This window comes from Leptolyngbya sp. PCC 6406, from assembly GCF_000332095.2.
In the GTDB taxonomy this organism is placed as follows: domain Bacteria; phylum Cyanobacteriota; class Cyanobacteriia; order Phormidesmidales; family Phormidesmidaceae; genus PCC-6406.
In genome coordinates this window covers 3813649-3829604 of the sequence record NZ_KI913949.1, presented here as the reverse complement: position 1 = coordinate 3829604, position 15956 = coordinate 3813649, and the positions used below count along the sequence as shown (strand labels likewise).

The following is a 15956-nucleotide window of genomic DNA, read 5'->3' as shown; positions in this document are numbered from 1 at the left end:
CCGTCGTTTGCCCAAGTGAATATGGCTCCCATGGGGCGATTCACGGATGAATTGAGTGGTCAACTGGGCACCTTTTTGCCCAGCTTAATCTGGGCCATCATTCTGCTGTTGGGCGGCTGGATCATCGCCACAGTGGTTGCCTTTGGGGTTAAAAACCTGCTGAAGCGCACCCACATCGATAATCGCATTGCCAGTTGGGTTACGGGACAGCAGGATAACCTGAATCTCCCGACGGAGCAATGGATTGCCACCATCGTCTATTGGGTGATTTTGATCTTCACCCTGGTGGCCTTCCTCAATGCTTTGAACCTAGAGGTGGTGTCCCAACCCCTCAACGACTTTTTACAGCAGATTTTCCAATATCTGCCTCGGATTGGTGGGGCGGCAGTGCTGTTGGCGATCGCTTGGGCCACGGCCACGGTGGTCAAACTACTGGTGGTTCAGGGTTTAGCCCGCTTTAATCTAGACGACCGTCTAGCGGAGCAGACTGGACAGCCCATCGGTCAGCAGACCGGACCGACGACTGAACAGCCTATCGGTTATCAGACCGGACCAACGACTGAACAGCCTCTCGGTTATCAGACCGGACCGACGACTGGACAGCCTATCGGTCAGCAAACCGGAGCAGTGGCAGGGCCGTTTGTGGTCAATGAGACCATCGGCAACATTCTCTACTGGTTTATCTTTTTGCTGTTTGTGCCATTGGTACTCAGCGCCTTGGATTTACCAGGGCTCCTGGCCCCTGTGGAGGCGCTGATCAACCAGTTTCTCCAGGCCATTCCCCGTATTCTGACCGCTGCTATTATCTTGGCGGTGGGTTGGCTGGTGGCCCGCATTGTGCGGGGCATCGTCACCAATCTGCTCAAGGCCACCCAGACGGATCGGATCGGGGCCAAGGTGGGGCTGTCAACCACGGAGGTGGGGGATGGGGTGACCCTGTCGGGGCTGGTCGGTAGTGTTGTGTACGTGCTGATTTTGATCCCTTCGGCGGTGGCGGCGCTGAATGAGCTGAATATTGACGCCATTTCTGGCCCAGCGGTGCTGATGCTGGAGCGGATCTTGGCGGCGGTGCCCCAGGTTCTAATGGCGGGCCTAGTGCTGGTGGTGTTTTACGTCATTGGCCGCTTTGTGTCGGAGTTGTTGACCAGTGTTCTCCGCAGTGTTGGCTTTGACAATATTTTCGGCATCCTTGGTCTGCCGGAACTGACGGTGCCTGCGACCGCTGAGGTCCAGCCCGTTCTCAATGCCGAGGGGCAGCCCGAGGTGCGGATTGAAACGGCGACGAAAACCCCCTCTGAGATCGCCGGACTGGTGGCGCTGGTGGGTATCGTCCTGTTTGGGGCAATCACGGCGACGGAGATTCTGCAATTCGACAACTTAACTGCTGTTGTGCAGGCTATTCTCCGGGTATCAGCGCAGGTGCTGAGCGGGCTGCTGGTGTTTGCGGTGGGGCTCTACTTTGCGAATCTAGCTTTCCGACTAATCCGCAGCATGGGCAATAGTCAGGCCAACTTCTTGGCCCAAGCGGCGCGGGTGGCCATCATTATTCTGGTGGGGGCGATGGGTCTCCAGCAGATGGGGGTGGCGACGGATATCGTCAACCTGGCCTTTGGGTTGTTGCTGGGTGCGATCGCAGTTGCCCTAGCGATTGCCTTTGGCCTTGGGAGTCGAGATATTGCGGCTGAGCAGGTGCGGGAATGGTTGAACGCCTTTAAGCAGAGTTCCTAGACGATTTCTGCTGAAGAACAGCTCACCTGAGTAAACCGTAATCCCTTAGAGGCACAGGGCTGTGCGCCCCAACATAGGTACCGCAAAGCCCTGATGGCCGCTCAGAAAAATAGAACACCCGCCTTGATCTTCAGGGCGGGTGTTCTATTTTGAAAAAGAGCGATTCTGAAAAAGAGCGATACCGTGATTCCAGAAATACTATGAATAGTGATGAGCTAGCCCGGTACATCGAAGCCACTGACGGCATCGCTAAACCCTGGCTCTTGGTGCTACTGCGCCTGTCGCTGCTGCAAGAGCAGCGACAGACCATGAACGAGGAAACCTACATGGCCGATCTGGCGGAGCTACATCAAACCCTAATGGGGTTGGGAGAATGGTGGGTCGGCATTGAAGACGAGGTGTTCTGAGGGTGTTCCCCTAGTCATGGCTATCACCAGCGCAATCTTGGCATCAGGGCAGGGATATCTGAATCGGGAGTTGAGTTGGATTGCCCTCTATCGGCGACTCCTCTACGAAGCTGCCGATTTCCAGAGATCGCCCTTGGAACGTTTGGCGCAACTGGCTCAGGTCAGCCTTTATATCGATGACTATTTCATGGTGCGGGGAGCGGCGCTAAAGCAGGCGATCGCCCTCGGCCTGACAGAGCCCAGCCCCGATGGCATTCCCCCCAGGGAGCAACTCCAGCGGCTACGGGCTAGTCTGCTGCCCTTGCTCCAGCGGCAACAGGCCCACTTTGCCAGCAGTCTCCAGCCCGCTTTGGCGACTCAGGGGATTGTGCTGCAAGACTATATCGCCCTTAATCCCCAGCAGCGGGGGCAGCTTCAGCAGCGGTTTGAGGAGGAAATTTCACCTTTGCTGGGGGCTTTGGTGGTGCCGCCGGGACAGGGCTGGCCGGAATTTTCCAACCTGAGTCTCACCCTGGCGGTGGGGCTCCAAACTTCGGATGGGGAGGCGGTGGCTTGGGTGAAGGTGCCCCGCAGTCTGGCTCGGTTTGTGGCGGTGGAGCCCCGTGTTCACCCCTGGGTAGCGGTGCCTCTGGAACAAGCGATCGCGGCCCATTTGCCCAGCCTGTTCCCTAGGGCAACGGTGCGGTGGGCGGTGCCGCTGCGGGTCACCCGCAGCGCCAATCTAGACCTAGACGATGGCTCTGACACCGAAAACCTGATGGATTGGGTGGCGGAAAATCTGCAACAGCGCCAGCAGCAGGGGAATCCGGTGCGGCTGGAGGTGGGGGGATCGCTGCCCCCGCTGGTGGCCTCGAACCTGCTGGCAACCCTGGGGTTGGAGCCGATGGATCTGTACGTCCCTCCGGGCTGGCTGGCCTATGGCGACCTCATGGAAGTGGCGGAACTGTGGTCGCCGCCGCGTCCAGATTGCCCCCCGGTGCTGCCCCCTGGCTTGGCGGCAATTTCCCCGAAATCCTCAAGGTTAGGATTTCCGCCGCCGTCGTCGCCGATCTTTCAGGTCTTACAGCAGCGGGATATTTTGGTGCATCTGCCCTACCATTCTTTCGCGGCGACGGTGGAGCAGTTTGTGGCGGATGCGGCAACGGATCCCCAGGTTTTGGCGATCAAGATGACGCTCTACCGCACTGCTGGGGATGGGTCGGTGGTGCGGTCTCTTCTGGAGGCGGCGAAGGAAGGGAAACAGGTGGTGGTACTGGTGGAGTTGACGGCTCCCCTAGAGGAGGAGACCAATATCCACTGGGCCAGACGGCTAGAAAAGGCTGGAGCCCATGTGGTCTACGGTGTGGTGGGTCTTAAAACCCACACCAATTTGGTGCTGGTGGTGCGGCGAGAACGGTCTACCCTACGGCGCTATGCCTACATTGGCACGGGGGACTATCTACCCCATCGACCCCAGCCCTATGTCGATTTGGGGTTGCTCACCAGTCAGCCAGATCTGGGTCAGGATTTAAGCCATCTGTTCAATTTTCTCACGGGCTATTCTCGCCACCAGACCTATCAACATCTTTTGGTGGCTCCAGTGGCACTGCGATCGCAACTTATGGCCTTAATCCAAGCAGAAGTGGATCAGGTCCGGGCGGGGGGCAGCGGACGCCTGATCGCCAAAATGAATGTGCTGGCAGATCCGGCTATCATCACCGCCCTCTACCACGCTTCTCAGGCGGGGGTCGAGATTGACCTGATCGTGCGGGGGGTCTGCTGTCTGCGTCCAGGGGTTGCGGGAATTAGCGATCGCATTCGCGTCGTCAGTATTTTGGGCCGCTATGTAGAACACAGCCGCATTCTGTACTGCCAAAATGGCCATCAGCCCCTCGTCTACATTGGCAGTGCCGACTGGACCCCCCGAGGGCTGGACCAGCGCATTGAGGTGCTGGCTCCCATCTTGGCCCCTGAACAATTAGCCCTGGTGCAGCAACTCCTAGAGGATGGGCTAGCGGACAATCAAAATGCTTGGCTCTTGCAACCCGATGGCCGCTACCTGCGGCGACGGCCCCAGGCGGGGGAATCCCCCTTCAGCACCCAGGCACGTAGCCCCACCCCTTCGCCTGAACTCACACCGACTGATTGAGGGGTAACCAACACGACCAGCCAATAAACGTCGCCCCTATTATCAACACCACTCAAACGAATCTTACTCACCAACCGCAAGGTCAAGGCTCATGCAAGTACAGCGAATTTCTGAATTCAAAAAGCTATTTCGGGAGTTTAAAGAAACGTTTGTTGATACGTCTCAAGGGCAAGAGTATGCGGGTTTTTATGAGCGCGATCGGCAACAGGGAATAGCGAATTTTCAAGCTGTTCACACAGCCTTAAAACAGAATGACATTGCCAGTCATACAGGGATGACTGATGAGCTAACTCATCAGATTTTGCGAACGCTATTGCCCTACTCTGATACACCTGCTCATCGAGAGGGTGGTTACTGGATACACCGAGCCCCTGTAATTCAGGGTGATATCAAAGATTGGCATAGAGTCGATCGGGTTCAGCGTGACTGGAAAGCAATTTCTCATGCCATCTTTCATTTTATTGAATCTTGCCTTGAATACCCAGATCACAAGAAGCTTACAGAAATATGCAATAACTTTAGCAATATTTCCTATGTCAATAATTTTCAATCAGAGGCATTAACGCCTATTTTAAATTCTCTAAGTTCAAGCACATTTCTATTAATCAACGAGGAATCTCAAAAAACCATCAATTATTTCCTTTCCAAAACAAGGCTATCCACAGGAATTAAGGAATATTCATCCATCAATCATGCCGGCAAAAAATTGATTCAAAAGCTTACTCCAACAACGAGAGAAATTTGGGACTCATCGTTATTAGACACAGATAAATTTGACATGTTCTGTCATTGGTTGGTGTCCATAAGGAAGTTTGGCTTTATGGAGACTTCTACCCAGTACTGGAAGATCGCCCCTGGTGATAACGCTTGGCAATGGGAAGAGTGCCGAGAGCAAGGCTTTATTTCAATTGGATGGGATAGTTTAGGTGATATATCAGGGCTAGATGACTCGGAGTTCGAGGCTAGGCGAGATGAAGTAATGACTACCCATACAGATTGGAGCAAAGCTGGTGTCAATCAAGTTTGGAAGTTTTCACAAATCAAAATGGGGGCTCGCATAGTTGCTAATCGTGGCACCCGCGAAGTAGTTGGCATTGGCACTGTCACAGGAAAATATTACTATCAGTCAGACGCAGAGAGGCATAAACATCGTCTGCCTGTGGAATGGGATGACACAGTTCAACGATCTGTTTATAAACCGAGTTGGGTTAAAACACTTATTCCTCTAAATAGTGATGAATTTAGGAGTATTGTGAATCTGCATCCCTCAGGAGAGAAGTTTGATCCGAGCTGCCCCTTCAGCCCCACCACATTCGATCTGCTCTCAAAGCTTCACGATACCCCCCAAAAGACGGCCTACGACGATCATAAGCAAGACTTTAAAACTCATCTAGAATCCCCCTTTCAGCGCCTTTTTCTAGATGTGGCATCTCAGCTACCTATTTCCATTAGAGAGGCAATGGAAACTCGCCATCGCATTTTTGGCCGCATTCTGAAAAATGATTTTGGTCAAGGTGGTGCTTATGAACATTACTGGGGAGCCTTTTATCCCAAGGGGAGCACACGGACCGAGGGTGCGCAGCTCATTTTGATAGTGGGATATGATCGCCTCACTTTTGGCTTTGATATTGGTCAATACAGTAGCCAACAAAGAGAACGCTTCCTGACAAATTGCCACAAGTACCATGAAGATCTACTTGAAATCCTAGAGCCCTCGCTTAATCAACCTTATCTGCGTTTTGGAGATCGTGGAAAAATCTCATTTGATAGTGATGGAATAGCCTATGATCCTGACAAACTTTCCTTCAGGGAATGGCTCAAAAACATGGATTCTTCAGGGGTCCATGTCTTTACCACCCTCTCTAAGGCAAATGTGCTTAGTCATTCTAGAGGTGCCCTTCAAGATGAAATTTGTAGGGTTTTCTCACAGCTTTTTCCGTTGGTGTTGCTAGCAACTCTTGATGATCCTATGCCGTCACTTCAGGAGTATCTAGACCCTGTTTCTCCCGCTGAAAATACTAATGAGACTTTCACCTTAGCTCAGTGTGCTGCCGATACTTTCCTCAACGAAAAACACTTGCAAACCTGGGCTGATGCCATTAAACGCAAAGGTCAAGCTATTTTGTATGGTCCCCCAGGTACGGGCAAAACCTTTCTAGCTGAACACCTGACCCGCCATCTACTGAGTGATGGGGATGGCTTCTCGTCCCTAGTTCAGTTCCATCCGGCCTACACCTACGAAGACTTCATCCAGGGCATTCGCCCCCAGCAGAGTAAACATGGCGGTCTAGACTATCCTATTGTTCCAGGGCGGTTCCTCAAATTCTGTGAGCAAGCCCGGAACCGACAAGACACCTGTGTTCTCATCATTGATGAAATCAACCGCGCCAACCTGGCCCAGGTATTTGGTGAGTTGATGTATTTACTGGAGTATCGCGATCACGCGGTGGAACTCGCCACCAGTGGTCAAACCTTCAGCATTCCAGGCAACGTCCGCATCATTAGCACTATGAACACCGCCGATCGTTCCATTGCCCTGGTCGATCATGCGCTGCGCCGCCGCTTCGCCTTCTTGCCCCTCTACCCCGACATGAATATCCTTCGGAAATATCACGAAGGGACTGGCTTTGCTGTAGAGGGTTTGGTGCAGGTGCTTGAACAAGTCAATGGAGCCATTGGTGATCGCCAGTATCAACTGGGCACCTCCTTCTTCCTGCGAAAAGCCCTGGAGGTGGACCTGAAGGCGATCTGGCAAATGGAAATTGAGCCCTACCTGGAAGAATATTTTTTCGATCGCATTGGCCAGGTTGATAACTTCCGTTGGGCCAGAATTCAGAATCAGGTTTTGTAATGACGCCCCGCACAATTGAACTGACGGAGTATCAAGCGACCCGCATTCCGCACAGTGAACTCTCCCACGAGTTAGGCCAACAACTCTGGCAAACCTACGGTAGCAAAGGCATCAACGTTGAGTTTCCAGCACCCCCTACAGATCACAAGTGGGAACTAACCTCCCAGGGATATGTGGGGCATATTCCCCTTTCCCCAGACGTGAGCCTCAGGTTGCAGCCTAAAGTGCCTCTGGGCAATCTCTTTGCCATGCTGGAATATGCCTATAACCTCAAAAGCTTTCGCTTCCTAGAAGGCCAAAGTCAGTGTCATAACCTCGAAGACTTTTACGAGCGCCTAGCCAGCGTCTTAGCTGGCCGAATTCTCGACCGCACCCGCCAGGGCCTATACCGCACCTATATTCACAAAACCGAGCGTCTCACCTGCCTACGCGGTCGCCTCGACATCCCCCACCAAATCCGCCGCCCCTGGGACATCAAACCCAAATGTCACTACCAGGAGCAAACTGCGGACATCGAAGATAACCAAATCCTGCTATGGACCCTGCGCCAAATCACCCACCACGGCATCATTCGGGAAGAAGTCTCAACCATCGTCCGCCGCACCTATCGAGGCTTGCAGGGCACCATCAGTCTGATTCCCTGCCATCCCCGTATCTGCCAGGGGCGCACCTACCATCGCCTAAATCAGGACTATCAGACCCTTCATGCCCTCTGTCACTTTTTTCTCGACCAAACGGGTCCCAGCCTTCAGCAGGGTAATCAGGGCATGTTACCTTTCCTGGTCAACATGAACCAGCTTTTTGAAAGCTGTGTGGCGGCTTGGCTCCAGGCCCATCACAGCGAAGTTTTAGAACTCCACGGTCTGCAACTCAAAGTCCAAGAAAGGGTTCATCTATCCCACGAACATGCCATCTACTTCGACATTGACTTGGTGTTGATAGATATCGCCGCTGGTGCCGTTCGCTATGTCCTTGACACCAAGTACAAAGCCACGAAAACTCCTTCCACTAGCGATATTCAACAGGCGATCGCCTATGCAGAGACACAGGGCACCACAGAAGCAGTACTGGTCTACCCCCAGGCGTTGACTCAACCGCTCGATACCCGTCCCAATAAAATCCGTGTCCGCAGTTTGACTTTCGATATTTCCGGCAATATCGACGAAGGTGGACGGGCGTTTGTGCAAAGCCTATTGGCGTGACAAGGTTCCCCTAAAGCCCCCATCTTTGGCCTGGTGAACCCAGAGCAATCTCAAATCTTTTGTAGGTTGAGTTGACGAAGGAAACCCAAAAATCTGGACAGAATTCTACTCCCAACCTATTTTATTTGAAAACAGGATCTCTCCATCAACGTAACCGTTCACATTCCTACATTCCTTCATTTCATGCAGTCACACTCTCAAACGAAAACTGTACATTTTCAGCATCAGCAATACTGTAATTCAGCTTTTCAAAGCCAATTACCTTACCTGTCCGATTCTTCATCAAAATCACCTCATCCACCGTTTCCTCGCAGATAATTTCCTCACTAGGTTCACCAAACCAGACCGTCAGGGTATTGCCCACCTTGTCGTGATAAATCTTCACCGCCGCCATATTATCTCTCCTGCCTTAATCGCATCAGTTGGGTAAGTCGTAATCAAAAACCCCTCCCCATTGAGTCGTCGCGCTACCGCGCAGAACCACCGTTGAATAAACTGCTCCCGATAAAAGAGATACACATTCGCATCGCTGCGACTACGGCGAATCTCCTCTGGTTGCCGCAAGGTGGCTTGTACTTCGGTTTCCATACCTGCCATCGTGGGGTGCTTAACCGTCACAATAAACTGCCAGTAGGATGGACTCACTCGCACCGAAAAGCCTAGAGGTGTCTCTACTTCAAACCGCAATTCACTTGCCAATGCTCAACCACCTCTTATGCTTCCACCTCAGGCAAATCAGCCCAATTGCCCGATAAGTTATTAACCAGCGTTAACTGGGCCAATAAATCCACTGGTGCCATTAAGGTTAGTTCATCTTGCAACTGTGACGCTTGCTGGCGGACAAACTGCGTAAACATCAGTACCAGATTAGCTTGCTCCTCCGGCAAGGTTTTCACCAACTCATGTCGTGGCTTCTCCCTACTGTACCCAGGGAATCCCCCCAGGGGACGGGTTCCTAGGGGCAGTAGCTTGCAGCTCTGACCGGGCTGAATGGAGCGCCTGATCTGCCTTCTGAAGAAGGGCATGAATGACTTCACTGGCGGGGTTGTCTGGTGTCATACCAAGACAACCCCATGTTGGTCAATCTCACGATGGATGGGCAGAATGCTGTACTGGCTGTTCATCCAGTCGTTGTGGGCAACGACTAAGGTACTTAAAACCACGTCATAGGTCAGCTCTAGATCAAACAGGGCATCGGTGATGGCGTTCCGCTCTTGCCATGGGAGAGGATAGGCGGTGAGTACTAATAGGTCGATGTCGGATTCTGGGGTGTCTTGACCTGAGGCTTTGGAGCCATACAGCATCACCTGCTCCACAGGAAATGTGTCGAGGAGCAAATCGGTGGCGGCCTTGATGGCAAGGCGATCGTTGAGCTTGAGGGGAATGTCAGCGATCCTTCGCATTGATAGGGAAAAGTGTTACAAATGCTTTGGCTGTCATCTTAGCCGAAGTACGGACGAAAGGTAGAAGGCAGCCGAATATATCGACGGCCAGATTATTCAAGAGCCCATGCCCAAGGGAAAACACAGCTTGCTGCAAACGCGACTTTCTGCTGTGCTGAATGGGGTACTCCAACCGGAACAAATCGCTTGGGCCTTTGTAAAATTGCGCTGTACCGTTGGTGGACGCTCCATTGTTCCTGATGTGACAGTCTTGACCTGGCCGCGCATCCCCTGCGATGCCAATGGCGAGATTGCCAATGCCATTGACACCCATCCCGACTGGGTGATTGAGATTTTGTCCCCTGACCAGAGCCAAACCCGAGTCACCAAAAACATCCTGCATTGCCTGCACCAGGGCACCCAGATCGGTTGGCTGATAGACCCAGATGAACAAACGGTATTGGTTTATTCGCCTCCCGATCAGGTCAAGATTTTTGATCAGCCCACCGCCTTGTTACCCACCCCTGCTTTCGCCGCTGATTTTCACTTGACAGTCAGTGAATTGTTTGGCTGGCTCGTCATTCGGCCCCCTGCCCCGAAGGGAGGAAACCTGGACACTGGATACACTATTAACCCGTAGATCCTAACCCTGTTAAGGTGAACAAATGAACTACTCCTTGATATACGGGCGTTTCAGCGATCAGCCCTCAAAATCGGGAATTGCAACCTCGGCTTCGCGGAATTTCTTTCACAGAAGCAAAGTGAACCAAGGCTCGTAAACCTTGTCTTCTCGTTGGCCATCACGCCGATCTATTGGTACAAACGCTCACCTTAACGGGGGTACCCGTAGATCCCTAACACTGCGTTGTACTCCCGTTGAGTGCATGCGTTTGTTGGGTTTGCCCCTCAATCAACGAGTTCGTCACAGAAGTGTCGGGCCATTAAGAAAAGCCATGGGAGCTGGCTTCGCTGTAGTAACGAGACATTGTAATCCTCGCGAACACGGTATGTTGTAACTATGTTGCTCAAGTCGCTGATAGTGTAATTATAAGTGTTGGAATCTGCTGTACCCACGTTCACGCACGCTCTAATGAGTGCGGTGAGCACCTCAATGAAGCATAGCTCACCTCCCAGATGTCGCCACCAATCTAGACCAATTCGAACCGCCACATCGACAGTGACACCGTTTTGAACAAACTGGCAGGACCACTGACCTTCGGGGGAAATAGGTAAGCCTTCAGGGGGTCACGGCGTGATTAGGGTTTGAGGCTGATGAGTGGCCAAAGGCAGCAATGAAGGAGGCGGTTGGCCAAAGCGAGCCGACCAATAGGCTTGAGTGAGAAAGTCCAGCACATCTCGCTGCTGCATCGTCAGAGAAGAAACCGTCGTCAGCATCCGGGCGACAAACTCACTGCCGGCCTGAGACTCCGCCCCAAAGCTGATGCGCTTCCAAATCACCCCAGCTCGCAAAGAACGCTCAGCCGTATTATTGGTGGGCTCCACCCCCAGCACCGTGACAAACGTCCACAGAGCCGGTTCCACCAACAGCAGTTGTCGGCAAGTGCGTACCGTCTTGGCCAAAGGCGTCTTCTCCTTTGGGCCAATGTCATAGTTCGCTCCCTCCTCAAGCACCGCTTTTACAGCAGCCCGAATCGGCTGGACTAACTCAGCAAAGCCAGTCCGGGAAAGGGTGCCATCCCGCACTTGGTACCACAACTCAAACAACGCTTTTTGTTGAGCCAGTAAGCCTTTTCCAATCTCTTGGCAGACCCCCTGACGCTCGGCAATCCGAGTAAAGTCTCGTTTGAGATGAGCCCAACAAACCTGGCGTTGGCTAATATCAATCCACCCATAGCCGCTGTAGCGGTCTGAGACCACAATGCCGTCATAGGCTGGGCCAATCAGTGCTTGGGCGGCGGCTTGAGACCGGCTCAACAGAATGCTGAACACACTCACCATCGGCGTCACCAGCACCCACAGCCAACCCTGTCGCTGGGCCTGATTCTGGCCATCGCTGTTCCCCTGGCGAAAGCTAGTCTCATCACTGTGAATCACCGCTTCCCCCTGCACGTAGCCTTGCGCCTCAGCTACTGGCTGCCCCAGTGCCGCACTGGCTTCTCGGCGTAGCCGGTTGATGCTGCCGCCAGAAATCTCGATCTCAAACAGCGCTGCTAGACAGGTCTTCACCTGCTGATGGCTTTGGCGATAAGCGCCACTCAGTAAGGCCACTACTGCACTCAACCGCTCACCATAACCGCCTTGATGCACCTCTGCTGGTAATTTGCTACGGGTGGTTTTACCGCAGTGCTCACAATCTAAGGCGTGCAGGCGATGCTCGATGACGATGGGCTCAATTGGCGGTAGTTCGACAATCTGGTGCCGATAGGGCGCTGGGTCGTTTCCTGATAGCGGCTCTCCACAATGCCCACAGGTCTTGGGGCGATGCTCGAACACCTGTTTGCAGGCTTCTAGGGGATACAGCTTGCGGGAATATCCTTTGTGTCCCGGTTGGCCTCCGCGCTTCCGCTTCCCTTTGCCTTTGCCCTCCGGGTCTGGCTTAGGGGGGCCGAATCCATCCTTTGAAGGCGGCAACGATGAGTTTTGCGAATTCTGGTTGAGTTGCTCTTCGAGGTGGCTCACCCGCTCTTCTAAGCGACTGATGGTCTCAATGAGAGCGCACACCAGAGCTTTTTTTACGCTAGCCGGGGTGGCATCCCAATCTGACACAGAAATGGAGATGCCGCCGATGTCTATGGTGGGCTCGTTGCCTTCACTCATGAGCCTACCTTAACCCCTATCGAGACCCTGGAACCCTTAATTCTTCGTGAACCCCCTTACAGGGTGACAACCCCCCTAGAGAGCTTGCTGGATAAGGGATAGAGCGTGAAAACCTCGCTGAAAATAGCGGTGTTTATGGGGTTTAAGGGCCACCAGCTTGAGCGCCCAATCGGCCCATAAGTCCATGGCATAGAGCCATCGTTGCCCATAGAGACTGAAGCTAAAGTCACTGTGCCGTGGAGCCTTATCTTGGTGCTCTTGGAGACGTCCGGCATACTGAGCTAGCTTGGCCTCCTGCATCCACTGGCCGTGGAGAGTAGCCAAACTGTAAGCCAGAGCGATCAGTAAAACTAAGGCTAAGAACCGGGTGTCATTGACCTTGGTATCCTCCAAGTTATAGCCCCCAGTCTTAAAATCTTTGAAGAGCTGTTCAATGCCCCAGCGACACCGATAGACTGCTAAGGCTTGCTTCAAGGTGGGCAGATTAGTCAGGATATACCACGGCTCCTTCGGCCCCTTCTGGCGATAGGAGCGCTTCCAATACACCGCTAAATTAAACGGGCCCATACCATCGCCCTTGTTGCACAAAACTCCCTCATAAAATCGAGACTGGCCCGGTTTGAAGCCAACGTTTTTGAGGACTTGATAGTCGGTATCGGTATCGGTCTTGAAATGGAAGTCCTTTTTCTGTCGGAGTGCAAAGGACACCCCGCGCTGATCCAACCATTCCGCCAGTTTAGGGCTATGGAACTCCCGGTCACCCAGCAGTAGAACCGGGTAGGACTTAAACAAGGACAGGGCCGCTTTCAGCAGTCGCCGTTGCGTTTTCAGGTCACTCGTACCCGCCCGCCCTAAACGCTCCCAATAGACGGGTAAAGCATGAGTCCCCCACACCACGCTGACCATGAATATATTTCGCCCTTTCCATTCCGTGCGGTCCATTGCCAGAATCCAATAGCCGTGTTTATGGTGTTTGAGCGTTCTCAGACGACGGCGTTGGTCACGGTTCAAGCCCCGTCCCGTTTCCACTTGGCGGATCCAATATTTGAGCAGTGGAAACCACAGCACCTTGAGCGTGAGTTTGGGTAAGGCTAAAAAGCGTTGTAAGTTCCGTTTGCGACTTTGATACTGAATGGGCTGAGGAAAGACGCTGGCTAAGACGGAGAGTTTGACTTGGCGATGCGCTTGTAGCAATAACAACAGTAACTGGAAGGTCAAGTACTGTTTTTCATTGAGATGGGTGAGAAGGGTAGTTTGGTAGAATGTAGGGAACATATTTGGTTGGGGGAGCTGTACTGAGGCTCCCTTTTTTTTGTCCCCTCCATTATCTCAAAACCCTGTACCGTATGACGTTGAGTGCCCTTGTCACCCGTTAAGGTGAACCCCTGAAGGCTTACGGAAATAGTCAGTGCCCTACCGCACTTTTGCTTTATGTTTCGCAGGATATGCCAGTCCTTTTTATTGGAGAGTTTCTCTGTTCCATACAGCACTCCATATGTAAAGTCGATGCGATTACACCCTGATTCATTTGACCAAGAAGAATAATTACCGATGATGGCATCTGCAAAATTCTCGCTCATTTCGTCGTTGAGGCACCGAGGTCCGCTCTTTAGCGTTGCGAGATGATAAACGTCAGGGTCAAGTCGCTTCCCGTCCAAGGCCGAATTGGATGTGTGCATTTCACTTGCGACACACTCCCAGCCGTATTCAGGAAGAACTACCTCTTCAACCATCCGCCCTGCAGAAGTCTCCATTGAGGAGAATTGCTTTGCCGGAAGAATGTCGGCCTCAAGTTCACTGACTTTGGAATAACCTCGCTGACGCGCGTGAATCAATAAAACGTAGGGACTGGTGTTGAATTTCTGAAAGATTGCATCTTGAGTGGGAAGTGCGGAGATATGTGTCTCAATCTTGTCTCGAAACGAGTTCTCTAGTCGCAATACCCTTGTCCGGCGCGCCTGGTTATTGTCGATCTGCTGGAGCTGCCCTAGCAGGTATTGACGAGACAGTGTTTTTTTTCGAGTCTGAGGCAAGCCGGCATGACCTCGGGCCATCTCCTAAATACTCCTCAACTTTCGCAGAGTTTTCGGCTCGGTGTATCGCACCCTCTCGTTCCTGTCACCCTTTTCCCAGACTAGTGTCTCGCCGTCCTTAAACCATTGGCGAGTACGCACATGCGACTGTAAGTAGATGATTCGTGGTTCGAATGATCCGACCTCATCAACATGGGCACCTTCTTCAAGAATTTGGTCGAGTTCCTCCGCTATTACCTCGCCAGCAATCCGGCCCAGCCTAGTTGGTACAGCATTTCCAACCTGAGCATATTGTTGAGACAAAGTACCGCTGAACTGCCAATCGTCCGGGAATTCTTGGATACGAGCGTATTCCCGAATTGACAATGCACGTGTCTCCTTAGGATGGCAGAGAGATGTGCTCGCATGATTGGGCATCGTCACCAACGTCGGGCAAGGGAGGTCGAATGTCAATCTCCGCCACCAACCAGACCTTCCCCCTTTGGCGTGCCACGCCCGACCCATTGATTCCTTTTGTATGTCTTCCGGTAAGCTTCGCCAGTTGGAGCCCTCCGGCACCATTTCAAGAAATCCTTTCTTCCGTGGACTGAAGTCCATAATTTGCGGATTTGGATCCTTCAAACCTTCCAGTGCATCACCTAAAGTTCGCCAGGGCAAGATGCGTGGAGATTCAAACAGATTCCCCTGAGTTGCTCCTTCGTGGTTTGGTCCATGAGTAGGCACCGGAAACTCAACTAACTTCCCGAACTTGTTGCCAATAAATAAAGCACGTTCACGAAGCTGCGGTGCACCGTAATTGACAGCATTAACCTCGAAAATATCTAGGTGATAGCCACCATTGACACTAGAAAGATCTTTGGCAAATAGGCGCACAACTGAGCCGGGTTTTTCTTCTTCGGTAAGTGGTGCGCCACCTTTCTCAGGACGCTCCGCTATTGGACGATGTTTCAAGGCAGCGGATAGAAGGCCCCGAACGTTTTCCATAAGGAAAAACTTTGGTCCAATATATGATACGAAACGAAGAAAGTCCCAAAGGAGCGTTCCTCGGGGATCCTGTGTTGTCCCTCGTCTCCCAGCCGTACTAAACGATTGACATGGTGGCCCACCCACGACGATGTCAATCGAACTTGGATCAACCCCGAGTCCATCTAGGGCAACCGCCGGATCGAGCTGTGACAAATCCGCTTCCAAGATCCGCAGATCTTTCGGGAGCCGACCTGCATCTCTGTTCTGGCGGATAGTCTCGCAGAAGGCTGGCTCCTTCTCGATACAAGCCACTGTTCTGAAGTGACCTGTATATTCCAGCCCTAGGTCGAGACCCATGCCTCCAGAGAACAGCGATAGGACACGATATTGGTCGGGGGGTAAGTTAACCATGGAGTAAATTGTACCCTGGTCTCCTGGCGCATAGCGCCCAACAATTGCGCTGAGCCACGAACGCCCTCAT

General features: G+C 52.5%; 14 protein-coding genes. 6 read left to right on the top strand and 8 right to left on the bottom strand.

Annotation, left to right across the window (positions count from 1 at the left end; translation table 11 throughout):
- Positions 1-30 precede the first annotated feature (30 nt).
- The 5 genes from LEP6406_RS0216910 (at position 31) to LEP6406_RS0216890 (ending at position 8316) form a co-directional block, all read left to right on the top strand.
- Positions 31-1728: a mechanosensitive ion channel gene (locus LEP6406_RS0216910; RefSeq protein ID WP_051463742.1), complete on the top strand. Its 1698-nt coding sequence runs from the start codon at positions 31-33 to the stop codon at positions 1726-1728.
- 200 nt (positions 1729-1928) lie between these two features.
- Positions 1929-2135: a hypothetical protein gene (locus LEP6406_RS0216905; protein ID WP_008314242.1), complete on the top strand. Its 207-nt coding sequence runs from the start codon at positions 1929-1931 to the stop codon at positions 2133-2135.
- A gap of 16 nt (positions 2136-2151) precedes the next feature.
- Positions 2152-4263, top strand: coding sequence for a polyphosphate kinase 1 (gene ppk1, locus LEP6406_RS28580; protein ID WP_008314240.1), 2112 nt, complete (start codon positions 2152-2154; stop codon positions 4261-4263).
- A 91-nt stretch (positions 4264-4354) separates the two neighbouring features.
- Positions 4355-7114, top strand: coding sequence for an AAA family ATPase (locus LEP6406_RS34885; RefSeq protein ID WP_008314238.1), 2760 nt, complete (start codon positions 4355-4357; stop codon positions 7112-7114).
- Positions 7114-8316, top strand: coding sequence for an McrC family protein (locus tag LEP6406_RS0216890; protein WP_008314236.1), 1203 nt, complete (start codon positions 7114-7116; stop codon positions 8314-8316). Before LEP6406_RS34885 ends, LEP6406_RS0216890 begins: the two co-directional genes overlap by 1 nt.
- Before the next feature lie 181 nt (positions 8317-8497).
- Here LEP6406_RS0216890 and LEP6406_RS0216885 read toward each other — a convergent pair whose 3' ends face one another.
- The 4 genes from LEP6406_RS0216885 to LEP6406_RS28565 all read right to left on the bottom strand — a co-directional run bounded on the left by LEP6406_RS0216885 (position 8498) and on the right by LEP6406_RS28565 (position 9719).
- Positions 8498-8710 (bottom strand): DUF2283 domain-containing protein, encoded by a 213-nt coding sequence (locus LEP6406_RS0216885; protein WP_008314234.1) that lies wholly within the window; start codon positions 8708-8710, stop codon positions 8498-8500.
- Complete coding sequence (locus LEP6406_RS0216880) at positions 8698-9015, bottom strand: hypothetical protein (RefSeq protein ID WP_008314233.1); 318 nt, start codon at positions 9013-9015, stop codon at positions 8698-8700. The genes LEP6406_RS0216885 and LEP6406_RS0216880 overlap by 13 nt, the downstream gene beginning before the upstream one ends.
- Before the next feature lie 14 nt (positions 9016-9029).
- Entirely contained in the window at positions 9030-9215 is a 186-nt protein-coding gene (locus tag LEP6406_RS32970; RefSeq protein ID WP_155834707.1) for a hypothetical protein, read from the bottom strand.
- Between the two features lie 156 nt (positions 9216-9371).
- On the bottom strand, positions 9372-9719 hold the full coding sequence (locus tag LEP6406_RS28565; RefSeq protein WP_008314229.1) for a nucleotidyltransferase domain-containing protein: 348 nt from the start codon (positions 9717-9719) through the stop codon (positions 9372-9374).
- Between the two features lie 79 nt (positions 9720-9798).
- On the opposite strand from LEP6406_RS28565, the gene LEP6406_RS28560 reads away from it, so the two are divergent.
- The gene (locus LEP6406_RS28560) at positions 9799-10338 is read left to right on the top strand and encodes a Uma2 family endonuclease (protein ID WP_263971258.1); all 540 of its coding nucleotides are present in this window, start codon (positions 9799-9801) and stop codon (positions 10336-10338) included.
- A 605-nt stretch (positions 10339-10943) separates the two neighbouring features.
- On the opposite strand, the gene tnpC is transcribed toward LEP6406_RS28560, so the two are convergent.
- The 4 genes from tnpC to LEP6406_RS0216845 all read right to left on the bottom strand — a co-directional run bounded on the left by tnpC (position 10944) and on the right by LEP6406_RS0216845 (position 15886).
- Positions 10944-12476: an IS66 family transposase gene (tnpC, locus tag LEP6406_RS0216860; RefSeq protein WP_027269210.1), complete on the bottom strand. Its 1533-nt coding sequence runs from the start codon at positions 12474-12476 to the stop codon at positions 10944-10946.
- Positions 12477-12551: 75 nt separating this feature from the next.
- Positions 12552-13751: an IS4 family transposase gene (locus LEP6406_RS0216855; RefSeq protein WP_027268829.1), complete on the bottom strand. Its 1200-nt coding sequence runs from the start codon at positions 13749-13751 to the stop codon at positions 12552-12554.
- Positions 13691-14530: a PDDEXK family nuclease gene (locus tag LEP6406_RS0216850; protein ID WP_008310654.1), complete on the bottom strand. Its 840-nt coding sequence runs from the start codon at positions 14528-14530 to the stop codon at positions 13691-13693. The genes LEP6406_RS0216855 and LEP6406_RS0216850 overlap by 61 nt, the downstream gene beginning before the upstream one ends.
- Before the next feature lie 3 nt (positions 14531-14533).
- On the bottom strand, positions 14534-15886 hold the full coding sequence (locus tag LEP6406_RS0216845; RefSeq protein WP_008310653.1) for a DNA cytosine methyltransferase: 1353 nt from the start codon (positions 15884-15886) through the stop codon (positions 14534-14536).
- Between the last annotated feature and the right edge of the window lie 70 nt (positions 15887-15956).